Genomic DNA, 23,592 nt, shown 5'->3' on the forward strand with positions numbered 1-23,592 from the left:
CCAGCATGGTTTCCAAATACTTTATCGAACGCCCGATCCTGGCCTGGGTGCTGGCCGCCATCATCATGCTGGCCGGTGTGCTGGCGCTGATGCGCCTGCCGGTGGCGCAATACCCGGACATCGCGCCGCCGTCGGTGCGGGTGACGGCGTCGTATCCCGGCGCGTCGGCCCGCGTGGTGGAAGACACCGTCACGCAAATCCTGGAACAGGAACTCAAGGGCCTGGACCGGCTGCTGTATTTCAGCGCCGGCAGCAGTTCGTCCGGCGAAGCGGAGTTGGTGCTGACGTTCGAGCAAGGCGTCGATGCGCAACTGGCGCAGCTGCAGGTGCAAAACAAGGTCAACCAGGCGCAATACCGGTTGCCGCGCGCCGTGCAGCAAAACGGCGTGCAGGTGGCCGCCGCGCAAAACAGTTTCCTGATGGTGGGCGTGTTTTACGACGCCAGCGGGCGCCTGTCCGACAGCGATATCGCCGACTGGGCCAGCGGCCATGTGATGGATGCGGTCGGCCGCCTGCCCGGTGTCGGCGAAGTGCGCAATTTCGGCTCGCCGCACGCCATGCGCGTGTGGCTGGACCCGCACCGTCTGCACAGCTTCGGCCTGATGCCGGGCGACGTGGTGCGCGCGATCGAAGCGCAAAACGCGGTGGTGCCTGTCGGTGAACTGGGCGCGCGCCCGTCCGCGCAGGGCCAGCGCCTGAATGTCAGCGTGACGGCGCAATCGCGCCTGCAAACGCCTGAACAGTTCCGCGCGCTGGTGCTGAAAAGCCGCGACGATGGCGGCGCGGTGCGGCTGGACGACGTTGCGCGGGTCGAAGTGGGCAACGAACAATATGGCGGCGTGTCGCGCATGAACGGGCTGCCGGCCTCCGGCTTTGCCGTCATGCTGGCGCCCGGCGCCAATGCACTGGCGACAGCGGCGGCGGTGCGCGAACGCATTGCCGCGCTGGCGCCATCGTTCCCGTCCGGCCTGCACATCACCTATCCGGAAGACGCCACGCGCTTCGTGAAACTGGCGATCCGCGACGTGGTGGCGACCCTGGCGGAAGCCGTGCTGCTGGTGGCGGCAGTCATGCTGCTGTTCCTGCGCAGCTGGCGCGCCACGCTGGTGCCGGTCCTGACGGTGCCGGTGGTGTTGCTGGGCACCGTGGCGGTGCTGTCGGCCTGCGGTTTTTCCATCAATACGCTGACCCTGTTCGGCATGGTGCTGGCGATCGGCTTGCTGGTCGATGACGCCATTGTCGTGGTGGAGAACGTTGAGCGCATCATGCATGAGCAGGGGCTCGACGCCCGCGCCGCCACCTTGCAGGCGATGCGCGGCATGACCGGCGCACTGGCCGGCATCGCCGTGGTGCTGGGCGCGGTGTTTGTGCCGATGGGCTTTTTCAGCGGGTCCGTGGGCGTCATTTACCGCCAGTTTTCCATCACCCTGGCCAGCGCGATGGCCTTGTCCGTGCTGGCCGCCGTGTGCATCGCGCCGGTCCTGTGCGCGGCGCTGCTGCGGCCTGCGGCGGGGGCGCAGGCGCGGCCCGGTCCGCTGCAAGCGGCTTTGCTGCGGCTGCGCATCCGTTATGGCGCCATCTCCGGCCGCGCCTTTGGCCAAATCCTGGGAATGGTCCTGGGCCGTCCGCTGCGCGCGATGCTGGTATACGGCTTGCTGGCGGCCGGCGCCGTGCTGCTGGCGCAGCGCCTGCCCACGTCCTTCCTGCCGGACGACGACCAGGGCACCGTGATGGTGAAGTTCGCGCTGCCGTCCGGCGCCACCTATGAACGCACGGCCGCCGTGGCGCAGGACATCGAACGCTACTTCCTGCATGAGGAACGGGCCGTGGTCGATGGCGTTTATACGATTGCCGGTTTCGGCATGGGCGGCGCGGGGCAGAACGCGGGCATGGCGTTCGTGTCGCTGAAGGACTGGCAACAGCGCCAGGGACAAAGCGTGCAAGCCGTGGCCGCGCGCGCCACGCAGGCGCTGGCGGCCCGTCCCGCGCTGCGCGATGCGCGCGCCTTTGCCATGGCGCCGCCGCCCATCGATGGCCTGGGCGAGGCCGGCGGTTTTGAATTCTGGCTGCAGGCGGCCGATGGCGCGGGCAGCGCGCAGCACAGCGCGCGCGCCGTGGCGCTGGCGGAACAGGCGTCGCAACTGCCCGGCATGCTGTATGCGGAAGCCGACGGCGCGCACGACAAGCCGCGCCTGCACATCGACATCGACCAGGGCCGCGCGCAATCGCTGGGACTCGATACCGATGACGTCAACCAGACCCTCGGCACCGCGTGGGGCGGCGCTTACGTCAATGACTATATCCACGAAGGCCGCGTGCGCAAAGTCATGGTGCAGGCCGACGCCGCTTACCGCGCCAGTCCCGATGACTTGAACCGCTGGTTTGTGCGGGGCGCCGGCGGGGCGATGGCGCCGCTGGCGGCGTTTGCCGGCAGCCGGTGGGAAAGCGGACCGTCCGAACTGCACCGTTTCAACGGGCTGCCGGCCGTGCACGTGACGGGGGCGGGCGCGCCGGGCGCCAGCTCGGGCGCGGTGATGGCGGCGCTGGAGCGCCAGGTTGCGGCAACCCCGGGCACGCAGCTGGCGTGGAGCGGGCTGTCGTTCCAGGAACGGTTGTCCGGCGGGCAAGCGCCGCTGCTGTACGCGGCTTCGGTGCTGTTCGTGTTCCTGTGCCTGGCGGTCCTGTATGGCAACTGGGCCGCGCCGGTGGCGGTGCTGCTGGCGGTGCCGCTGGGCGTGGTGGGGGCGGTGGCGGCCGTGGCGGTATCGGGTCTGGCGCGCGACATTTATTTCCAGGTCGGCGTGCTGGCCACGGCCGGCCTGGCGGCCAAGAACGCCATCCTGATCGTGGAATTTGCCGAGGGCGCGCTGCGCGCCGGCATGGCGCCGCTGGCGGCCGGCGTTGCCGCCGCCATGGCGCGCGTGCGTCCCATCGTCATGACGTCGCTGGCGTTTGGCGCGGGCATCGTGCCGCTGGTGCTGGCGTCCGGTCCCGGCGCGGGCGCCCAGCATGCGATTGGCGCCAGTGTACTGGGCGGCATGGTGTCTTCCACCGCGCTGGGCGTGTTCATTGCGCCGCTGTGCTGGTACGTGGTGCGGGGCGGCTTGCGGCGCGGTCCGCGCCCGGCATCCCGCGTCGAATCCATCAACATTTCCGGAGCATAAAGATGCTGTTTGTTTTCCTGACCGTGGCCGGCTGCTGCCTGGCCTATCTCGCGCACCGCAACCAGCAATGGCTGCGCGCACCCCTGGGACGCGCCGGCGCCGCGGCGGCGGCGCTGCTGCTGGCGGCGGGACTGGCCTGCGCCTGGCGGGCGTGGGCGCCGCTGACCGCCATTTTTGCCTGGCTGGCGCTGCAAATGCTGGCGTGGAGCCTGGTCCCGTTTTTTTCTTTATTCATGCCCAAGGAACGCCATGAACCGTGAATCGAAACCCGCGCCGATCCGCCCTGACTGGTGGAGCAAGACCTTCGCCGGCGGTGTGCTGGGGGCAACCCTGGCCCTGGCGCTGGCCGGATTGTTTGCCTGGCTGGGACCGGGCGGCATCAACGCGCCGGAAAAACCGCAATTTGTCATGTGGAGCATCGCGCCCCTGTGGCTGTCGGCATTTGCCGGCGTCTACCTGTTCCGCAGCGGCGCACGCGCGCTGCTGTGGATGGGCGGCGCCAACGCGGCGGCGTATGCGCTGCTGTTCTGGGTGAAGGGAGTCGTATGAAAATCCGCAGCGATATCCTGCGCATCTACCAGAGTTTGCACACATGGACCGGCATCTGCGCCGGCATGCTGCTGTTTATCGGTTTCTTCGGCGGCGCGCTGACCATGTTCAAGCAACCGCTGGAGCGCTGGGCCAGCGCCCCGGTTGCGCCTGCCGCGCTGGTCAGCCACGCGCCGGCGCAGGTCGACCAGGCGGTGCGCGCCGTCCTGCAAACCTATCCGGCCGCGCGTGAAGAAATGACCGTGCACCTGGCGCACAAGGAACATACGCCGTCGCCGGTGACATGGCGCGCGGGCGAGGGGGGGCGCGAACTGCAGCTGGACGGCGCGCGCTGGCATGCCGGCATCGATGCGCGGGGCGCGTTGGCCGTGCGGGAAGAAACGCCGTCGCTGCTGGCGGAATTGATCGACCTGCTGCACCGCACGGGCGGCATTCCCGGTTCCTTCGATGGCGAGTATGCGGGCATTTATGTGATGGGCGTGGCGGGCGCCATGTATTTCCTGGCGCTGGTGTCGGGCGTGATATTGCTGTTGCCGACCCTGGTCAAGGATTTCTTTGCGCTGCGCAAGGGCAAGAACCGCAAGCGCTTCTGGCTCGATGCGCACAATGTGGTGGGCATCGCCAGCCTGCCATTCCACATCGTCATCAGCCTGACCGTGGTGGTGTTTGCCTTCCATGACCAGTTTTACGGCGGTCTGGAACAAGTGGTGTATGGCGAACGGCCGCTGTTTGGCGGCCCGGACCGCCCCGTCATCGAACGCAAGGTGGACGATGTGCTGCCTGCCAGCGGCCTGGCGGCGCGCGTGCGCGGCGAGGCGCCGGGATTCGAGGTGACGGAACTGCTGTACATGGGACTGGAAAGTCCCCGCCCGATCGTGCGCGCGGCGGTTGTCAGTCCGGATTATGTGGTGCAGGGCCCGCAATCGGGTTTTGTCATGATCGATCCATATTCGGGCGCGATCATGGACACCAGCATGTTGCCGACCAAATCCGATGTGTGGAGCAGCATCGTGGGGCCATTCTTTGCGCTGCATTTCGGCAGTTATGGCGGCAATACCGTGCGCTGGGTGTATTTCGTGGCGGGACTGGGCGGCGCCTTCCTGTTCTATTCGGGCAACCTGCTGTGGATAGAAAAGCGCCGCAAAAACCAGTTGCGCCAGCAGCCGTTGCCGGTCCAGCCACGCAAGACCGTCGTGATTGCCGCCGCCACCGTGGGCGTGTGCCTGGGCAGCGTGGCCGGCGTGGCCTGGACCCTGGTGGCGGCGCGCTGGCTGCATGCGGCGCAGGCCGACATCAACACCGGCTACCTGGCCGTGTATTACAGCGTGTTTGTGGCGTGCGTGGCCTGGGCCTTTGCGCGCGGCGCGGCGCGGGCCGCGCCGGAGTTGCTGGCGCTGTGCGCGGCGGGCGCGCTGGCGGTGCCGTTGACGTCGGCGGTGGCCGTCATGTGGCCGCAAGCCGGCCTGTGGGCGCACGGCAGCGCCGCCGCCCTTGGCGTGGACGCGACCGCGCTGGTGTTCGCGCCGCTGCTGGCGTGGGCGGCCCGGCTGTCGGCGCGCCGGATGCGGGGTGGGGCGCTTGACAGCGTGTGGTCGGCGGCCGTGCCGGCGGCGTCAGCCGCGCCGGAAGCCGCCCGTCCGGTTTCCGCGCAAGAGGTCCGGCCATGACGGCGCTGATGGAGCGCGCCGACCTGGGCGGCGACGCCTGGTGGGCCGACGCCGCCGCCCTTGGCACGCCGCTGCTGGCGCCCGCGCCGGAGGGCGCCATGGACGCGGTGTTCCTGTGGCGCCAACAGGGGCATGAAACGCAGGTCTATATCGACGTGTGGTCGCACACGCCGCATCCGGCGCAAGGCCCGACAGCATTGCAGCGGATCGCCGGCACCGATGTCTGGCAATGGCGCACCCGCCTGCCGGGCGACTGGCGCGGCAGCTATTTCCTGGTCCCCTCGGGCGGCGGCGATGCGCCGCCCGAGGGCGCGGAGCGCCGCGCCATGCGCCACTGGTGGATGGCGCTGATGGCGCGCGCCGCGACGGCGGACCCGTTGAACCGCTTGCCGCCCCATGGCGGCGCATGGGGCGCGCGGCTGTCGCCGCTGCTGCTGCCAGCGGCGCCGGTCCATCGCGCGTGGGACGCCGCGCGCGATGCGCCGCCGCAAGGCAGCCTGCGGGAAGTGCGGTGGGACAGCGCGCTGCTGGACACGGCGCGCACGGTCTGGGTGTACCGCACCGGCGCGCGGAGCGCCTTGTCCGGCCAGCCCGGCCAGCCCGGTCTGCCGCTGGCCATCCTGCTGGACGGCCAGTACTGGGCACGGCAAATGCCGGTGTTCGGCGCGCTCGATACCTTGACGGCGGCCGGGGATTTGCCGCCCGCCATCTATGTGCTGATCGATGCCGTCAGTCCGGAGCGCCGTGCGCACGAGTTGCCATGCAATGCGCAATTCTGGCGCGCCGTGCAGGAGGAACTGGCGCCGCAAGTATTGCAGGGCTGCCAGCCCGGATACACGGTGGTGGCCGGACAAAGCTTCGGCGGGCTGTCCGCACTGTACGCGGCGCTGCACTGGCCGCAGCGCTACCACGGGGTGCTGAGCCAGTCCGGTTCATTCTGGTGGCCCGATGCGGGGACCATCAGCGGCTGGCTGGCCGGGCAGGTCGGCGCCGGGCAGGTGCGGGCGCCCGGCGTGGACATCGTGCTGGAAGCGGGCTGCTATGAAGACGACATGCGCGACGGCAGCCGCGCGATGGCGGCCGCGTTGCGCAACACCGGCCACCGCGTGGCGTACCACGAATTCCGTGGCGGCCATGACTGGCTGTGCTGGCGCGACGGCTTGCTCGACGGCTTGTGCCGCCTGCTGGGGCCCGCCAGAACAGAATTCAAATGCAATTAACGAACGAATCAACCTGACCAAGACCAACCAAGAGCGACTACCGATGAGCGACTACCTGAACCCTTTCGACGATGAACAAGCCACGTTTTCCGTGCTGGCCAACGCGCGCGGCCAATACAGCCTGTGGCCGGACTTGCACGCGCAGCCGGATGGCTGGGAGCACCGCTTCGGCCCCGCGCCGCGCCAGCAATGCCTGGAGTATGTGGAGCACCACTGGCACGCCATCAACCCATTCAAGGCTTAACGGACGCATAAATATGCAATTAACGAACAATCCCGGCGCCATCCCCCTCAATGGCAGCCAACAGGGCATCTGGTTCGCGGACCAGGTCAGCGAGCAGCGGCATGGCTATGTGATTTCCCATTGCATCGAGCTGGAGGCCGGCATCGATGCCGGCTTGCTGGCGCGGGCCATCCGCGCCGTGCTGGCGCAAGCCGATACGGTGACGGCCGGCTACCGGCAGGATGCCGCCGGCCCGGTGCAACTGTTGCGCGCCGGCTTGCGTGCGGACGACATTCCCGCTCCGGAACAGTGTGATTTCACTGCCGATGCGGACGGCAAAGCCCGCGCCCTGGCGTGGATGTGGGCCGATACGCGGGCGCCGCTGCCGCTCGACGGCGATGTCCCGCTGTACCGCCAGGCACTGTTCCGCGTGCGGGACGGCGAAGGCCGCGCGCAATGGCTGTGGTACCAGCGCTATCACCACATCATGCTGGACGGTTACAGCTTCATGGCATTGACGCGCCGCGTGGCCGCCGTCTATACCGCACTGGCGTCAGGCGCGCCGCCATCGCCATCGCCGTTTGCGCCGGTCGCGCTGGCGGCGGAAGAATATGCGGCGTACCAGGCGTCGGCGCAATGCGCGGCCGACAAGGCGTTCTGGCAAACGCATTGCGCGGATTTGCCACCGGCGGTGACGCTGGCGGCGCCTGGCGGAGAGACGACGGACGCCGGCGGTGACAGCCCGGTCACCGGCCATCCCGGTATTGCATCCCGCCTGGCCGCCGAGGCTGGACACGTCGCGGTCCACAGCCTGCCGCTGCCCGCCGCGCTTGTCGTCCAGCTGCACCGGCTGGCCACCACCCATGCCGAAGCCCGGGCCGCCCGGCTGTCCGCGCCGGATTTGCTGCAAGGCGTGCTGGTGGCATACCTGTACCGCGTCACCGGCCAGGCGCGCCAGGCCATCGGCGTGCCCTTCATGCGCCGCATGGGGGCGAAGGCGATCCATACGCTGGCGCCGCTGGTCAATGTCTTGCCGGCGCTGGTGACGCTGTCGCCGCAACTGTCGTGGAGCGGCGTGTCGGCCGCATACCGGCAGGCGGTGCGCGAGGTGCGCGCGCACCAGCACTATGAGGCGGAACAGGTCCAGCGCGACCTGGGCTTGCTGGCCTCGGGCCGCAAGCTGTATGGCGCGCTGATCAACCACAAGCTGTTCGACTACCGCCTCGATTTCGGCGGCTTGGCCGGTCGCACGGTGCACCTGGCGACCGGCCCGGTGGACGACCTGGAATTCAGCCTGCAAAGCGACGCCACGCAGGCCGTGCTGGAATTGCGGGCCGACGCGGCGCGCTATACGCGCGCCGACCTCGAACGCCACGCCGCGCGCATCCTGCGCCTGCTGGAAGGCTGGCTGGCCGATCCGGAGGTGCCGGTGGGGGACGCGCCAATCCTGCCGCGCGCGGAACTGGACGCCATCGCGCAGTGGTCGCGCACGGCGGGGCCGGAAACCCCGGCGCCGCCGCGCAGCATCTCGGCGCTGTTGAACCAGCAGGCGGCTAGCCAGCCGGACGCCGTTGCGCTGGTGTGCGGCGGCCGCCACGTCACCTTTGGCGCACTGGCGCGGCAAGTGGCGCAACTGGCGCGCATGTTGCTGGGAGCGGGCGCCGGGCAGGGCAAGGTGGTCGCCGTGGCCGTACCACGCTCGGTTGATGCGGTCGCCGCCATGCTGGCGGTACTGGAATCCGGTGCGACGTTCCTGCCGCTGGACCTCGACTATCCGGCCGATCGGATCGCCATGATGTGCGAGGATGCGCATCCGGTGCTGCTGGTGTCGCAGGCGGCCGTGGCCACGGCGTTCCCGCCGTCGCTGCAACGCCTGAACCTCGACAGCGCCGCCGTACTGAATGACCTGGCCGGGACCGATGGCGCGCCGCTGGGCGATGCCGAACGTGGCGGCCCGTTGGCGCGGGACGCCATCGCGTATGTGATCTTCACGTCCGGCAGCACGGGCCGTCCGAAAGGCGTCATGAACACCCATGCGGCGCTGTCGAACCTGTTGCACGCGCACTGGCCGGCCGTGTACCAGCCGGCGCTGGCGGCCGTGCAAGCCCGCCATCCGGGCCGCCGTCTGCGGGCCGCGCATACCCACTCGTTTTCCTTTGACTCGTCGTGGCTGCAATTGTTCTGGCTGTTGCACGGCCAGGAATTGCACGTGTTTGATGAAGAAATCCGCCGCGACGCCCACGCGCTGGCGCAGCAGGTCGACGCCATCGGGATCGATGCGATGGACTTGCCGCCATCGTTCCTGGCGCAAATGCTGAACAATGGCTTGCTGGCCGAGGGCACCCATCATCCGGGCCTGATCCTGATTGGCGGCGAGGCCGCGCCGGCCGCGCTGTGGCGCCAGTTGCGCGGGTTCCCGGGCCTGCAGGCGCACAACCTGTATGGGCCGACCGAATACACGGTCGATACGCTGCGCGCAGCGCTGCGGGATTCGGCGCACCCGGTGATCGGCCGCCCGCTCGGCAACACCGCCGTCTACGTGCTGGACGCCCGCTTGCAGCCGGTGGTCACCGGCGCGGTGGGCGAATTGTACGTGTCGGGAGCGGGGCTGGCGCAGGGGTATCTGGGACGGGCCGGATTGACCGCCACGCGTTTTGTCGCCAATCCGTTCGACGGGCATGGTGCGCGCATGTACCGCACCGGGGACCTGGTGCGCTGGAACACGGCCGGCATGCTGGAATACATGGGCCGTAGCGATGACCAGGTCAAGGTGCGCGGCTACCGCGTGGAACTGGGCGAAGTGGAAAATGCGCTGTCGCTGTTGCCCGGCGTGGAAAGCGCGGTGGTGCTGGCGCAGGCGGTCAACCATACGCACCGGCTGGTGGCGTACGCCGTCGTGCCCGGTCTCGATGACGAAGGGCGCGCCGCGCGCGCCCATGCCTTGCTCGATGCGCTGCGCGCCGTGCTGCCTGACTACATGGCGCCGGCCGCGCTGGTGGTGATGGACGCTTTTCCGCGCAATGTCAGCGGCAAGATCGACCGCAAGGCATTGCCGGCGCCGGTGATGGCCGCACCGGCAAACACCGATGGCGCGGAGGGCTTGCCGGCGGCACCGGCCACGGCAACGGAAACGCTGGTGTGCGCGCTGATGGCGCAGGCGCTGGCGACAGACGCGGTGGCGGCCGGCAGTGATTTCTTTGCGCTCGGCGGCGACAGCATCACGGCGATCGTGCTGTGCACGGCGCTGCGCAAGGCGGGGCATGCGTTGCGCCCGTCCGCCGTGTTTTCGGGACGGACGCCGCGCGCGATTGCGGCGGTGCTCGATGCCGAGGCGGCTCCTGCCGCACCTGCCCGGCCAGCGGTCACGGACGCGGCACTGTCCCGGCAACTGGACGACGCGGCGGCAGCGGCGCTGGCGCGCCGCCATGGCCCCTTTGCGGAGAGCGCCCCGGTCCTGCCGCTGCAAAAAGGCATGCTGTTCCACACCCAGCTCGATGGCGGCGCGGCCAGCTACAACACGTATACGCGGCTGCACTGGCGGGGAGCGCTCGATGCGCCCCGCTTGCACGCCGCATTGCAGGCCGTGCTGGCGCGCCATCCGCAACTGGGCGGATTGTTCGACCTCGACACCACGGCACAGCCGGTATTGCTGCTGCCCAAGCAGGGCGCCGCCGTGTGGCCATGGACGGAACACGACTTGTCCGGTGCACCGGAAGACGCACGCGCCGAGCAACTGGACGCGCTGCAGGCGGACCTGCTGGCCACAGTGTGCCCGCCGGACCGCTTTGGCGGCATGCTCAATGCGGCGCTGGTCAAGCTGGCGCCGGACAGCCACGTGCTGCTGCTGGTGGTGCATCACCTGGTGATCGATGGCTGGTCCACGCCGCTGCTGATGCGCGATTTGCTGGCGGCGTACCGCGACGGTCCCGCGTCATTGCCGCCTGCCACCGGCTATGTGCACGTGGTGGCGCAACTGGCGGCCCGCGACTTGTCGGGCAGCGCGGAGGTATGGCGCGACTACCTCGATGGCGCGCAGCCTGCCGTGCTGTTTGACCCTGCCGGCAAATCCGGTGAGACCCCGGTCGATGAATATGCGCTGGAATTCGATGCGGCGCAGACCGCGCTGTTGACCGCCGCGCTGCGCGCGCGCGGACTGACCTTGAATGTGTTGATGCAAGCGGTGTGGGGCATCGTGCTGGGCAGCCTGGCCGGGCGCGACGATATCGTGTTCGGGGCGCCGGTGTCGGGCCGCGACGCGGCGGTCGACGGCATCGAACAGCAGGTCGGCCTGTTCCTCAATACCGTGCCGGTGCGCATTGCGCTCGATCCGGCGCGCGGCCTCTGGCAGCAATTGCCGGAGATCCAGCAGCGCCACGCGGACTTGCTGGAACATGATGGCCTGGGGCTGGCGGAAATCCAGCGCGTGGCGGGCGTTGGCCCGGGCGGTGGCGCCCTGTTCGACACGCTGCTGGTGGTGGAAAACTACCCGGACAACAGCTACCTGGCGCAAGCGCTGCCGGGGGCGGATGGCGGTCCGCTGGTGGTGGACCATATCCATAACCGGGGGTACAGCCACTATCCGCTGGCATTGCTGGTGTTGCCGGGCAAGCGGTTGACCCTGCTGGTGGAAAACCGGGGTGCGCTGGCCAACGCATCCCTGCTGGCGCACCGCGTCGCGGCGTTGATCTCGACCGCGCTGGCGCAGCCGGAGCTGCCTGTGGCGCATTATCCGCTGCTGTTGCCGCAAGAACGGCAAGCCATCGCCCGCGCCAATGCGACGGAGCGGGTATTGCCGCCCGCCACCTTGCGCAGCGCACTGCGGGAACAGGCCGCGCGCACCCCGGATGCGCCGGCGCTGGCCGATGCCCGGCATCGGCTGACCTACCGTGCCATGCGCCACCAGGTACGCGCGCTGGCGGCCCGCCTGCGGAACGACGGCGTGCAGCCCGGCGATATCGTGGCGGTGGCGCTGCCCCGGTCTGTGCGCCTGGCCATTGCGCTGCACGCGGTGATCGAGGCGGGCGCGGCTTACCTGCCGCTGGAACTGGATTACCCGGATGCGCGGCTCGGTTTCATGCTGGGCGATGCGGCGCCCGCGCTGCTGGTGACGGACAGCGGCCGCGCGCGGCGCTTCGCGGCATTGGCGGCGATACCGATGCGGGTATTCGACACACTGGCGCCAGACGATGCGCCCGCGCCGGAAAGCCCGGCGCAGGTAACGCCCGATCATCCCGCGTACCTGATCTACACGTCCGGCACCACCGGCCGGCCGAAAGGCGCGCTGGTGCAGCATGGCGCCATCGTCAACCGCATCGCGTGGATGCAGCATGAATATGGTTTGACAGCCGGTGACACGGTGCTGCAAAAAACGCCGTGCGGCTTTGACGTGTCGGTATGGGAATTCTTCTGGCCCCTGATGACGGGCGCCCGCCTGGCCATGGCCGAGCCGGACGCGCACCGCGACCCGCAGGCGCTGCAGCAAGCCATCGCCACCTGGGACGTCACCTGCCTGCATTTCGTGCCCTCGATGTTGGCGACGTTCACGTCGCACCTGAAGCCGCAGGGGCCGGACGCTTGCCCCTCGCTGCGCCTGGTGTTTTGCAGCGGCGAAGCGCTGTCGAAGGCGCAGGCGCGCGAATTCGATACGGTCAGCGGCGCGCGGTTGCACAACCTGTATGGCCCGACCGAAGCCGCGGTGGACGTCACGTATTACCCGGCGTCCGGTGCGCTTGACGACGGCGGCGCGGGTGTGCCGATCGGCTATCCGGTGTGGAATACGCAATTGCGCGTGCTGGACCGGCGCTTGCGCGAAGTGCCGCCGGGCGCGCCGGGGGAACTGTACCTGTGCGGCGCGCAGCTGGCGCTGGGGTATCTCGGGCGTCCGGGCCTGACGGCGACCCGCTTCGTGGCCGACCCCTACGCCCATGGCGGGCGCATGTACCGCACCGGCGACGTCGTCGTGCGCCTGGCGCATGGCGCCATCGAATACCTGGGGCGTGCCGACGACCAGCTGAAATTGCGCGGCCAGCGCATCGAACCCGGTGAAATCGAAGCGGTGCTGCTGCGCCAGCCCGGCGTGGCGCAAGCCGTGGTGCACGCGGTGGCACTGGGCCAGGACACGTCCGGCGCCCTGGACAGCCGCCAGCTGGTGGCCTACCTGGTGCCGGCGCCCGGCGCGAGCCTGGCATGGGACACCCTGCGCGCCGCGCTGGCGCAAGGCTTGCCGGCGCATATGGTGCCGGTTGCCATGGTGCCGTTGGCGCAATTGCCGCTCAGCGCCAACGGCAAGCTGGACCGCAAGGCGCTGCCCTTGCCGGCGGCCCATGCCGGCAGCCGCACATTGCCGGCGCGCGGGCTGGAAAGCCGGTTGGCGACCGTGTTTGCCCGCGTGCTGGGCGTGGATACGGTGTACGCGGACGACGATTTCTTTGCGCTGGGCGGCCATTCGCTGCTGGCCATGCGGCTGGCGTCGGAATTGCGCGCGGCACTGCGGCGGCCCGTGACGGTGGGCCAGGTGATGCTGGCGCCGACCGTGGCGCGGCTGGCGGAACGCCTCAACGAGGGCGGCATGGTCAACGATTTCGGCAACGACGGCTTTGAAGCGGTGCTGCATTTGCGTCCCGCGAAGGGGGCGTCGGGCATGCCGCCGCTGTTCTGCTTTTATCCGGGTTCCGGCTTCGCATGGCAATACAGCGTGCTGTCGCGCTACCTCGACGGCGGCCAGGCCATTGTCGGGCTGCAATCGCCACGGCCCCATGGCTTGGTTGCCACCAGTCCCGACATGGACACGCTGGTGCGGCGCCAGCTGGACCTGATCCGCACCGTGCAGCCCAAGGGACCATACCGCCTGCTGGGCTATTCGCTGGGCGGCACGGTGGCCTATGGGGTGGCGGCGCTGCTGGAAGCGCAGGGCGAGCCGGTGGAATTCCTCGGCTTGCTCGACACCTATCCGTCCGAGGCGCATGACTGGAACGATCCGCAGGGCGCGGAAGCGGCGCTGGGGGCGGAGCGCGAACAGGCGCAATTGCTGGCCGGCGCGGCGCGGGGCGAATCCGGCCCGGACGAGGGGCAGGAAGAGACGCCGGAAGGCGCCGCGCTGCAACAGGAGCGGGAAGCCATGCTGGCGCAGATTTTCGCCAACTACAAGGACGCCGTGCGCCTGCTGTCGCAAGCCCGCACGCCGCGCTATGGCGGCAAGGTGACCCTGTTCGCGGCGGGCCAGTCGGTGCCCGCGTATATCGATCCGCGCACGGCGTGGCAGGGCAGGGCGGACCAGGTGCGCCTGCACTGGCTGGCGCACTGCGCGCACGAGAACATCATGTCGCCGCAATCGCTGGAAATTTTGGGCCCGCTGTTGGCCAGCGAATTGGCCAATGCACCGTTAAAGGAATTAAATTGAAAAAATTACTGACCGACTTCGGCCTGCTGCGCCGCAACCGCGATTTCCGCAGCGTGTTCATCGCCCGGACCATTTCCCTGCTGGGCCTGGGCATGCTGTCGGTGGCGGTGCCGATGCAAATCCACACCCTGACCGGCGATCCGTTGCAAGTGGGGCTGGCGATGGCGCTGGAGGGGACCGGCATGCTGGCCGGCATGCTGCTCGGTGGCGTGCTGGCGGACCGGCATGACCGCCGCACCCTGATCCTGTCGGCGCGGCTGGTGTGCGGCCTCGGGTTCGCCGCGCTGGCGGCCAACGCCTGGCTGCCCGCGCCGTCGCTGTGGGCGGTGTACCTGCTGTCGGCCTGGGATGGCTTCTTTGGCGCGCTCGGCGTGACGGCGCTGCTGGCCTGCATGCCGGCCATCGTGGGGCGCGAGAACGTGCTGCAGGCGCGCGCCATCAGCATGGTGACGGTGCGGCTGGCCACCGTGCTGTCGCCCGCCATCGGCGGCATCGTGATTGCCACGGCGGGCGTCGGATGGGCGTATATGGCGGCGGCGCTTGGCACCGGCCTGACCCTGCTGCCCCTGCTGCGCCTGCCCGCGATGCGCCCACAGCACGCCGACGACGGCAACCCGTTGCAGGCGCTGGCCGGCGGTGTGCGCTTCCTGCTGACCAACAAGGTGGTGGCGTTCACCGCGCTGGCCAGTGTCATCGTCACCCTGGGGACGGCGGTGCGGGTGCTGTTTCCGTCGCTGGCCGAATCGTCGTTCGGCGGCGCGGCATTCGAAACAGGCTTGATGTATTCCGCCGTGCCGCTGGGCGCCACCGTGGGCGCCTTGCTCAGCGGCTGGACCGGTGGCGTGCGGCGACCCGGCCTGGTCATGCAGCTGTGCGGGCTGGGGGCGTTCGCGTGCCTGATGCTGCTGGGCGTCAACCGCAGTTTCCCGGCGGCGCTGGCATTGCTGGCGGTGTTCGGCTACCTGGTGTCGGTGGCGTCGCTGTTGCAATATGCGCTGGTGCAGGGCCATACGCCGGACCACTACCTGGGCCGGGTCAACGGCCTGTGGTCGGCGCAGGATGCGGCGGGCGACACGGTGGGGACCTTGGGCATCGGCCTGCTGGGCAAGCTGCTGGCGCCGCTGGCCAGCGTGTTTGCCTTTGGCGCGGCGGCGGCGGCGCTGGGCCTCGCCATGCTCGGCGTCTGCCGCGCGCTGCGCGAGGCTCCGATGCAGTGTCCGGCGCTGGCGGAAATGGCCGAGTAAGCGCGCGCCGCCGTGTTATACATTATGCCTATAATGTATAATGCGCAGATCGGCAAGGGAGGGCATGCGATGAAAGTCAGCAGGGAACAGGCGGCGCTGAACCGCGAGCGCATCGTTGAAACAGCGGCAACCTTGTTCCGCGAGCGGGGCTATGACGGCATCGGCGTGGCGGACTTGATGAAAGGCGCCGGGCTGACACATGGCGGCTTTTATGGCCATTTCGGCTCGAAGGAAGATTTATTGGCCGAAGCCTGCGCCAGGGCGTTGGCGCATTCGGTGGAGCGTTGGCGCCAGCGCGTGGCCGCCGCGCCTGACCAGGGGCGCGCCGCCATCATCGACTCCTACCTGACGCCGCGCCACTGCGGCAATCCCGGCGCGGGTTGCGCCGTGACGGCGCTGGGCGCCGACGTGTCGCGCTGCGGCCCGGCCGCGCGCGCTGCGCTGGCGCAGGGCGTGCGCGAACAGCTGGCCATCCTGGCGCCGCTGGAGCGGGGCGCCGATGACGAGGAAAAACGCCGGCAAGCCATCGCCGATTACGCCGCCATGGTGGGCGCGGTGGTGGTCGCGCGCCTGTTCGAAGACCCGGCGCAGGCGAATGATGTGCTGGACGCCGTGCGCGCCACATTGCAGGCGCGCGGATTGTAGCCTTGCCTTCCGGCATGGTAGGCTTCGGCTTTAAAGCTTGAACATTTCCTATGCTGCACTGGCTGAAGCACTATCGGCGCGCAATGCTGGCTGGCGATATCGGCGCCGGCATCGTCGTGGCCATGATGTTAATCCCGCAGGGCATGGCTTACGCCCTGGTGGCGGGGCTGCCGCCCGTCGCGGGCATTTACGCCAGCATCCTGCCGCCCATCGTGTATGCCCTGTTTGGTTCGTCGATGACGCAATCGGTGGGCCCGATGGCGATCGTGTCCCTGATGACAGGCGCCGTGCTGGCGCCGCTGGCCACACAAGGCTCCGGCCTGTACACGGTGCTGGCGGGTCAACTGGCGCTGGTGTGCGGGCTGGTGCTGCTGGCGTGCGGCTTGTTGCGGCTGGGTTTTCTCGCGAATTTCTTTTCCCGTCCTGTGATGAGCGGTTTCACGGTCGGCTGCGCGCTGGCGATTGCCGCCGGCCAGGTCAAGCCGCTGCTGGGCGCCGCGTTCCCGCACTGGCATCTTCCCAGCGCCATGCTGGGCATCGGCGCCATCGTGACGCTGCTGCTGGCAAAACAGTATATGGAAGCGCTGCTGAAGCGGTGCGGCATGCCGGCCAACGCGGCCGGCATCGCCGCCAAACTGGCGCCCATGCTGGTGGTGCTGGGCGGCCTGGCCCTCGCCACTTCGCTGGGGCTGCAGGCGCGTGGCGTGGCCATGTCGGGCGAAGTGCCGCCAGGATTGCCGCAACTGAACCTGGCGTTGTCGCCGGGCCACTGGCGCGCCTTGCTGCAGCCGGGATTGCTGATCGGCTTCGTGGTGTTCTTGATGAGCATGTCGGCGGCGCAGGCGCTGGCGCAAAAGCGCAATGAAAAACTGGTCAGCAACCATGAACTGATCGGACTGGGCGCCGCCAACGTGGCCGCCATGGCTTCCGGCGGCTTCCCCGTCACGGGCAGCCTGTCGCGCTCGGCCGTGAATTTCGCGGCCGGTGCGCAAACGCCGCTGGCGTCGGTCATCTCCGCCGTCTTGCTGGCGGCCGCGCTGACGGCGCCGACCGCCTGGCTGGCGCTATTGCCGCTGCCGGTGCTGGCCGCCACCATTATCGTCGCCGTGCTGGGCATGGTGGAACTCGACACCCTGAAAACCGCGTGGCGCTATGACCGGGGCGACGCGGCCGCCTGGCTGGTCACGTGCGGCGGCGTGCTGGCGCTGGGCGTGGAAGCGGGCGTGGTGGTGGGGGTGCTGCTGTCGATGGGGACGCTGATCTGGCGCGCCAGCCGCCCGCACATTGCCGTGCTGGGGCGCATCGCCGGGACCGAACACTTCCGCAATATCGAACGCTATCCGGCGGAAACCCAGCCGGACGTCCTGTTGCTGCGGATCGACGCCAACCTGTTCTTTGGCAACGTCGAAGCCATCGGCGAACGGATCGAAGATGAAGTGCGGGCACACCCGAGCGCGCGCCACCTGGTGCTGGTCATGACCGCCGTCAGTTCGATCGACACGTCGGCGCTGTTCGCGCTGGGCGAATGGAATGCGGGCCTGAAGCGGCGCGGCATCGCGCTGCACCTGGCCGAAGTCAAAGGGCCCGTGCTGGACCGCCTCAAGCAAAGCGACTTCACGTCGCAGCTGGCCGGCCCGATCTTCCTGTCCACGGCCATGGCGGCCGCCCGCCTGCACCAGGGACGGGAAGGCGATTATGCGGAATATATCTGACGAGGAGAACGCAATGCAGGATGAGCAACAGGCACTGGGGCCGGCCGCGTGGCCGAATTTCGAGAAGCGGCGCCGGGTCAAGCAATTGTGCGCGGCGTTCAATCGTGCCGACGACCTCGCCGAGCAGTCGCGCATCCTGGAACAATTGCTGGGCAAGCCCACCGACGCGCATTTCGAGGCGCCGTTTTACTGCGACGTCGGCACCAATATTTCCCTCGGCCGCCATTGCTTTGCCAACCACAATGTGGTGATCCTCGATTGCGCGCCGGTGACCCTGGGCGACCATGTCATGATCGGCCCGAACACCGTGATTTCCGCCGCCGGCCATCCGGTCGACCCGGTGGCGCGCAATGCGGGCGTGTTTATCGAGCGGCCGATCACGATCGGCAACAGCGTGTGGATCGGGGCCAATGTCACGGTGATGGGCGGCGTCACCATCGGCGACAATTGCACGATCGGCGCCGGCAGCGTCGTCAACCGCGATATTCCCCCCAACAGCCTGGCGGCGGGCAATCCGTGCAAAGTGATCCGGACCATTCAGCCGGGCGGCGCCACGGCGGCGGCCTGACGCTGTTCCATCCACGCGGTGGGGCTGACGCCGTTGAGTTTGCGGAACGAGCGGGAAAAATTCGCGATATCCGAGTAGCCGAGCCGGTAGGCGATTTGCGAGATCGGGAATTTGCCGCTCGCCAGCAATTCGCACGCCCGTTCGTTGCGGATGCGCAGCGCCAGGCCGCGAAAGCTGATGCCGCCCTTGGCCAGGTGCCGGTCCAGCGTGCGCGACGAGACATTTAAAATCCCCGCCAGTTCTTCCAGGGTCGGCTGCGCGTCTTCCGCTTCGCGCAGCATCATCGTCACCCAGTCGCACCAGTTGCCTTGCTGGTCCATGTGCTGCAGCAACTGCTTGCAGCGGGCTTCGGCCTGCTGCAGCGCGCGCAAGTCGGTCATGGCCAGCGGCACGTCGAGTTCGGACGTATCCAGCGTGACGCGCATGCCCGGCTGTTCCACCACGCCGAAGTGGATGCGCACATTGCGCAATTCCCGGTAGCGCTGCGCATGGGGCGGCGCCGCCGTTGTCAGGTACATGTCATAAGTCGGCAGGCGGCCCTGGGTGACGGCCTGCATCTGGCAATGGAACGACACCGGCAATGTTTCCATATACGTTTCATACACCGATTGCGGCATGCCGTGCACCGGGCGGAACGTGACTTCCGCATAGGTGGCGTAGCGCGCATAGCGCATGGCGAACAGCGGCGTCATCAGCTTGTAGTAGCGCGACGCCAGCCGCAGCACATGGTCCAGGGTGGGACAGCTGATGATGGCGTAGCCGAGGATGTCGTGCGAATTGAGCTTGATCAGGCGCCCCATTTCAAAGCCCAGGTCGCGCCGCCCCGTCAGGCGGGCCGCTTCCAGCATCAGGGTTTCCGCCTGGGTCACGGTGAGCCGGGCCTGCGGATCGTTCAGGGTGCGGATTTGCGCCGCGCTGAGCGCGTCGCGGCAGGGAATACCCTGGCTCTCCAGGTGGTCGAACAGCGCCGCGTAATACCGTGCCGGGATGAATAATTCACCTGGTTTCAAAACGTCCCCCGTCATGCTTATCGTTGTTTTAACTGCTGATTTGTCGGTTCATGATAGGCATTCCTGTCCACAAATGACAGTGGTTTGACGGGAAATGACAAGCGGGGTGGTTCTGCCGGAGCAAGAATGTGACCAGCTGCACAAGCCGTGTGTGCGCATACAACACTTCCCACCGGAGACACCCGCATGACCCAGAACACAACCGGGCCGCGAACGGCCGCGCAACGCGCCGCGCTGGCCGCGCTGTGCACCTTGCCCGCCGCCATCACCGCGCCTTTAACCGGTTATGCACAAGACACCTTGCCATTTCCACCACAGCCGTCCGCCAGCAAGGCCGGTCCCACCTTGCAGCAATCCTCGCACCAGTGGCGCAAGCCGGTGCGGCATTTGCCGGCCGGCGCGCCCAACGTGCTGGTCATCATGCTGGACGACGCGGGCTTCGCCCAGTCCGACGCGTTTGGCGGTGAAATCCACACGCCGACCCTGGCGCGCATCGCCAACACCGGCATTGCCTATAACGCGTTTCACACCACGGCGGTCAGTTCCGCCACCCGCGCCGCGCTGCTGACGGGCCGCAACCACCATCGCGTCGGCAGCGGCCAGATTTCGGAAGCCGCCAACGACTGGGACGGCTACACGGGGGTGATCCCGAAGACGTCGGCCACCGTGCCGGAAGTGCTGCGCCACTACGGCTACCGCACGGCGGCATTCGGCAAATGGCACAACACGCCGATCACGCACACCACGGCCATGGGCCCGTTCGAGCGCTGGCCGACCGGCCATGGCTTTGACACGTTCTATGGTTTCATCGCGGGGGAAACGTCGCAATACGAACCGCGCCTGTACCGCGACACCACGCCGGTGGAGCCGCCGCACGCACTGGCCAACGCGGCGCCCTACCATCTGACGGACGACCTGGCGGGACAGGCCGTCACGTGGCTGCGCCAGCACCGGTCCTACAGCCCGGACCAGCCATTCTTTTTATTCTGGACGCCGGGCGCGGTGCACGGCCCGCACCACGTGAACGCCGCCTGGGCCGATAAATACCAGGGCAAGTTCGACAGCGGCTGGGATGCCTACCGCGAGCGCGTGTTCGCACGCCAGAAAGCGCAGGGCTGGATCCCGCAAGACGCCAGGCTCAATCCCCGCCCGGACACCTTGCCGGCCTGGGACAGCCTGTCGGCGGACGAAAAACGCTACCAGGCGCGCCTGATGGAAGTGTTTGCCGGGTTCCTCGAACATACCGACACGCAGGCCGGCAAGGTGGTCGATGAACTGGAGCGCCTCGGTGTGCGCGACAACACGCTGATCTTCTATGTGTTTTCCGACAATGGCGCGTCCAGCGAAGGCATGCAGGGATCGATCAGCGAATTGCTGGCGCAAAACGGCATTCCCGTGCCGGCCGCGCAGCAAATGAAAGTGCTGAACGAGGAATATGGCGGCTTGGCCGCACTGGGCGGCAAGGAACTGGAAAACATGTACCACGCGGCATGGGCGCAGGCGTCGTCCACCCCGTTCCAGGGCACCAAGCTGATGGCCAGCCACTTTGGCGGCACCCGCACGCCGATGGCGGTATCGTGGCCGGCGAAAATCCGCCCGGATGGCGTAGTGCGCAAGCAGTTCCACCACGTGAACGACATCGCGCCCACGATTTACGAAGCGGCATCGATCAAGCCGCCCCAGGTCGTGGACGGACACCTGCAAGACCCGTTCGACGGCATCAGCATGGCGTATACGTTCGGCAATGCGAAAGCGGCGCCGCGCAAGCACACGCAATATTTTGAATACCTGGGCTCGCGCGCCGTCTACCACGATGGCTGGATCGCTTCCGTCAAAGGCCCGCGGCTGCCCTGGGCCATGGATTTTTCCGGCCTCAGGACCTGGGACGCGGCGCAAGACCGGTGGGAACTGTACAACGTGGCCAGCGACTATTCGCAATCGGTGGACCTGGCGCAGCGGGAGCCGGCCAAGCTGGCGCAAATGCAGGCGCTGTTCGAGCGCGAAGCGCAAGCCAATCAAGTGTATCCGGTGGGCGGCGGCGCGTATGTGTTCCTGAACCCGGCTCAGCGCCAGGGCTCCGGCACGACGGCGTGGCAATTCTCGGATGTGGTCTCGCGCATGCCGGAACCCGTGGCGCCCAATATCAAATCGAAAAACAACGTGGTGACGGTCCAGGCCAGCGCGCCCGCGGGCGCGGGCGGCGTACTGTACGCGCTGGGCGGGTCAGGCGGCGGCGTGACGCTGTACCTGGATAACGGCGTGCTGGTGTACGAGTACAACGCGCTGATCATCCGCCGCACCATCATCCGCGCCACGGAACCGCTGCCGGCCGGCCCCGTGAACATCGAAGTGGAAACCGTGCTGGCGGCGCCCAAACCGGGCGCGCCGGCGCAAGTCACGCTGCGCGCCAATGGCAAGGTGGTGGGGCAGGGGAACGTGCCGTTTACGGTGCCATTCCTGTTCACGGCCAGTGAAACGTTTGATGTCGGCATGGACCTGGGCGCGCCGGTCTCGCGCAACTATAGCGGCGCCGCGCCCCATGCGTTTGGCGGCAAGATCGACGCGGTCACGGTGAAATACCTGCCATGAACCAGGCGCTCCAGTCCCCCCAGCCGCATGGCGTGCACCTGATGGCCAAGCCGATCGGCCCGCTGTGCAACCTCGATTGCGATTACTGCTTTTACCTGGAAAAGGAACAGCTGTATCCGCCCCGCGAAAAATTCCGCATGAGCGACGCGGTGCTGCGCGCCTATGTGGCCGGGTATATCGCGGCGCAGCCCACGCCGGAAGTGGAATTCACGTGGCAGGGCGGCGAGCCGATGCTGATGGGGCTGGCGTTTTTTGAGCGGGCGGTGGCGTACCAGCAGGCATCAGAGCCGGTGCGGGCCGGGACCAAGACCATCCGCAACACCTTGCAAACCAACGGCACCCTGCTCGATGACGCGTGGTGCGCTTTCCTGGCGCGGCATGATTTTACGGTCGGCATCAGCATTGACGGCCCGCGCGAACTGCATGAACTGCACCGGCCCGATAAGCAGGGACGCTCGTCGTTCGACGCGGCGTTGAACGGCTTGCGGCTGCTGCTGCGCCACCACGTGAAAGTCAATGTGCTGGTGACGGTGACGCGCGATTCGGCGCCGCACGGGCTGGCGGTTTACCGCTTCCTGCGCGATGAAGGGGTGCGCTTCATCCAGTTCAACCCCGTGGTGGAGCGCGCGCCGGACGCGGAACAGCCGATCCGCCTGCATTTTGCGCGGCCGCCCGCGCTGGCGAAAAGCCCGGTGCCGGCCACGGCGCCGCGCGCCGCCGCCGTGACGCCGCAGACCGTGGAGCGGGGCGCCTACGGCGACTTCCTGATCGCGGTCTTCGACGAGTGGGTGCGCCACGATGTCGGCACGGTGCACGTGATGAATTTCGAGTGGGCGCTGGCGTCGTGGCTGCAATTGCCGGCGTCGGTGTGCCTGTTTGCGCCGCGCTGCGGCAAGGCGCTGATTGTCGAGCATGACGGCGGCGTGTATTCGTGCGACCACTATATGTACCCGGAATACAAGTTAGGCAACATCACGGGCGGCCTCGGTGACGACAGCGGCGGCGGCCTCGCCGCCATGGCGGCCAGTCCCGCACAGCAAGCCTTCGGCGCGGCCAAGGAAGAGGCCTTGCCCGGCCATTGCCGGCGTTGCCCGTATTTATTCGCCTGCAACGGCGAATGCCCGAAAAACCGCTTCATGGCCGCGCCGGACGGGGAGGCGGGCATGAATTACCTGTGCCCCAGCTATGAAAAATATTTTCGCCACATTACGCCGGCCATGAATGCGCTGGCGAAAATCATTGCGGCGGGTTTTCCCGCGTCCAGCGTCATGCAGGCGTTCAATGGCCCGCTGATCTTGAAAACCGCCGGGTGAATGCCGTTGTACTTTGGTGCATGTGTCAGGAAATGACATGCCAACGTCAGGAAATGATAAGCGGTAGCACGCTGCAACCAGCACAATGATCTTACGGAACCAGCATAGGTTCCGATAAAAAACACAGCCCCAGGAGACCCGCCATGCACCGCACCATTCCATCCGCCGCAGCCCGGTAGCAGCAAGGCCCACCGGCGCCCGGCCGGCCATTCCCATAACAAGCATGTCCTGTGCCGATGGCGCAGCGGGAGAGTTCATCCCGAAGAAACATGCGGCAGCAGCAATAAAA

At 67.9% G+C, this 23,592-nt stretch carries 14 protein-coding genes; 13 read left to right on the forward strand and 1 reads right to left on the reverse strand.

The window, feature by feature from the left end; translation table 11 throughout:
• The first annotated feature begins 5 nt into the window (after positions 1-5).
• The 11 genes from AC1RRC_RS00240 (at position 6) to AC1RRC_RS00290 (ending at position 18,391) form a co-directional block, all read left to right on the forward strand.
• Complete coding sequence (locus AC1RRC_RS00240; protein ID WP_493053227.1) at positions 6-3,164, forward strand: multidrug efflux RND transporter permease subunit; 3,159 nt, start codon at positions 6-8, stop codon at positions 3,162-3,164.
• A 2-nt stretch (positions 3,165-3,166) separates the two neighbouring features.
• Positions 3,167-3,424: a hypothetical protein gene (locus tag AC1RRC_RS00245; protein ID WP_493053228.1), complete on the forward strand. Its 258-nt coding sequence runs from the start codon at positions 3,167-3,169 to the stop codon at positions 3,422-3,424.
• Complete coding sequence (locus tag AC1RRC_RS00250; protein WP_493053229.1) at positions 3,414-3,713, forward strand: hypothetical protein; 300 nt, start codon at positions 3,414-3,416, stop codon at positions 3,711-3,713. The genes AC1RRC_RS00245 and AC1RRC_RS00250 overlap by 11 nt, the downstream gene beginning before the upstream one ends.
• Positions 3,710-5,380, forward strand: a complete 1,671-nt coding sequence (locus tag AC1RRC_RS00255) for a PepSY-associated TM helix domain-containing protein (protein WP_493053230.1) — start codon at positions 3,710-3,712, stop codon at positions 5,378-5,380. Before AC1RRC_RS00250 ends, AC1RRC_RS00255 begins: the two co-directional genes overlap by 4 nt.
• Positions 5,377-6,600 (forward strand): enterochelin esterase, encoded by a 1,224-nt coding sequence (gene fes, locus AC1RRC_RS00260; RefSeq protein ID WP_493053231.1) that lies wholly within the window; start codon positions 5,377-5,379, stop codon positions 6,598-6,600. The genes AC1RRC_RS00255 and fes overlap by 4 nt, the downstream gene beginning before the upstream one ends.
• A 43-nt stretch (positions 6,601-6,643) precedes the next feature.
• Entirely contained in the window at positions 6,644-6,844 is a 201-nt protein-coding gene (locus AC1RRC_RS00265; protein WP_493053232.1) for an MbtH family protein, read from the forward strand.
• A 13-nt stretch (positions 6,845-6,857) separates the two neighbouring features.
• Complete coding sequence (locus AC1RRC_RS00270) at positions 6,858-14,222, forward strand: amino acid adenylation domain-containing protein (RefSeq protein WP_493053233.1); 7,365 nt, start codon at positions 6,858-6,860, stop codon at positions 14,220-14,222.
• Positions 14,219-15,466 carry an enterobactin transporter EntS gene (entS, locus tag AC1RRC_RS00275; protein ID WP_493053234.1) on the forward strand — a complete coding sequence of 416 codons (1,248 nt, stop codon included), beginning with the start codon at positions 14,219-14,221 and terminating at the stop codon, positions 15,464-15,466. The genes AC1RRC_RS00270 and entS overlap by 4 nt, the downstream gene beginning before the upstream one ends.
• A 69-nt stretch (positions 15,467-15,535) precedes the next feature.
• Positions 15,536-16,111, forward strand: coding sequence for a TetR/AcrR family transcriptional regulator (locus tag AC1RRC_RS00280; protein ID WP_493053235.1), 576 nt, complete (start codon positions 15,536-15,538; stop codon positions 16,109-16,111).
• A gap of 50 nt (positions 16,112-16,161) precedes the next feature.
• A complete protein-coding gene (locus tag AC1RRC_RS00285) occupies positions 16,162-17,823 on the forward strand; it encodes a SulP family inorganic anion transporter (RefSeq protein WP_493053236.1) in 1,662 nt (553 codons plus the stop codon).
• Between the two features lie 13 nt (positions 17,824-17,836).
• A complete protein-coding gene (locus AC1RRC_RS00290; RefSeq protein ID WP_493053237.1) occupies positions 17,837-18,391 on the forward strand; it encodes a sugar O-acetyltransferase in 555 nt (184 codons plus the stop codon).
• Here AC1RRC_RS00290 and AC1RRC_RS00295 read toward each other — a convergent pair.
• On the reverse strand, positions 18,361-19,416 hold the full coding sequence (locus AC1RRC_RS00295) for an AraC family transcriptional regulator (RefSeq protein WP_493053238.1): 1,056 nt from the start codon (positions 19,414-19,416) through the stop codon (positions 18,361-18,363). The two genes, AC1RRC_RS00290 and AC1RRC_RS00295, sit on opposite strands and share 31 nt — an antisense overlap.
• A gap of 171 nt (positions 19,417-19,587) precedes the next feature.
• Between AC1RRC_RS00295 and AC1RRC_RS00300 the strand changes: the two genes are divergently transcribed.
• Together AC1RRC_RS00300 and AC1RRC_RS00305 are read left to right on the forward strand one after the other, a co-directional pair.
• Positions 19,588-21,990: an arylsulfatase gene (locus tag AC1RRC_RS00300; RefSeq protein ID WP_493053239.1), complete on the forward strand. Its 2,403-nt coding sequence runs from the start codon at positions 19,588-19,590 to the stop codon at positions 21,988-21,990.
• Complete coding sequence (locus AC1RRC_RS00305) at positions 21,987-23,303, forward strand: anaerobic sulfatase maturase (protein WP_493053240.1); 1,317 nt, start codon at positions 21,987-21,989, stop codon at positions 23,301-23,303. The genes AC1RRC_RS00300 and AC1RRC_RS00305 overlap by 4 nt, the downstream gene beginning before the upstream one ends.
• Positions 23,304-23,592 lie beyond the last annotated feature (289 nt).

The sequence above is a fragment of the Pseudoduganella sp. GW821-FHT12E03 genome (assembly GCF_058807115.1).

Excerpts from the sequence above, each read along its gene's own strand:
- AC1RRC_RS00295 (WP_493053238.1), bottom strand. The coding sequence starts at position 19,416 with ATGACGGGGGACGTTTTGAAACCAGGTGAATTATTCATCCCGGCACGG.
- AC1RRC_RS00240 (WP_493053227.1), top strand. The coding sequence starts at position 6 with ATGGTTTCCAAATACTTTATCGAACGCCCGATCCTGGCCTGGGTGCTG.
- fes (WP_493053231.1), top strand. The coding sequence starts at position 5,377 with ATGACGGCGCTGATGGAGCGCGCCGACCTGGGCGGCGACGCCTGGTGG.
- AC1RRC_RS00265 (WP_493053232.1), top strand. The coding sequence starts at position 6,644 with ATGAGCGACTACCTGAACCCTTTCGACGATGAACAAGCCACGTTTTCC.
- AC1RRC_RS00300 (WP_493053239.1), top strand. The coding sequence starts at position 19,588 with ATGACCCAGAACACAACCGGGCCGCGAACGGCCGCGCAACGCGCCGCG.
- AC1RRC_RS00280 (WP_493053235.1), top strand. The coding sequence starts at position 15,536 with ATGAAAGTCAGCAGGGAACAGGCGGCGCTGAACCGCGAGCGCATCGTT.
- AC1RRC_RS00285 (WP_493053236.1), top strand. The coding sequence starts at position 16,162 with ATGCTGCACTGGCTGAAGCACTATCGGCGCGCAATGCTGGCTGGCGAT.
- AC1RRC_RS00255 (WP_493053230.1), top strand. The coding sequence starts at position 3,710 with ATGAAAATCCGCAGCGATATCCTGCGCATCTACCAGAGTTTGCACACA.
- AC1RRC_RS00290 (WP_493053237.1), top strand. The coding sequence starts at position 17,837 with ATGCAGGATGAGCAACAGGCACTGGGGCCGGCCGCGTGGCCGAATTTC.
- AC1RRC_RS00250 (WP_493053229.1), top strand. The coding sequence starts at position 3,414 with ATGAACCGTGAATCGAAACCCGCGCCGATCCGCCCTGACTGGTGGAGC.
- AC1RRC_RS00270 (WP_493053233.1), top strand. The coding sequence starts at position 6,858 with ATGCAATTAACGAACAATCCCGGCGCCATCCCCCTCAATGGCAGCCAA.
- AC1RRC_RS00305 (WP_493053240.1), top strand. The coding sequence starts at position 21,987 with ATGAACCAGGCGCTCCAGTCCCCCCAGCCGCATGGCGTGCACCTGATG.
- AC1RRC_RS00245 (WP_493053228.1), top strand. The coding sequence starts at position 3,167 with ATGCTGTTTGTTTTCCTGACCGTGGCCGGCTGCTGCCTGGCCTATCTC.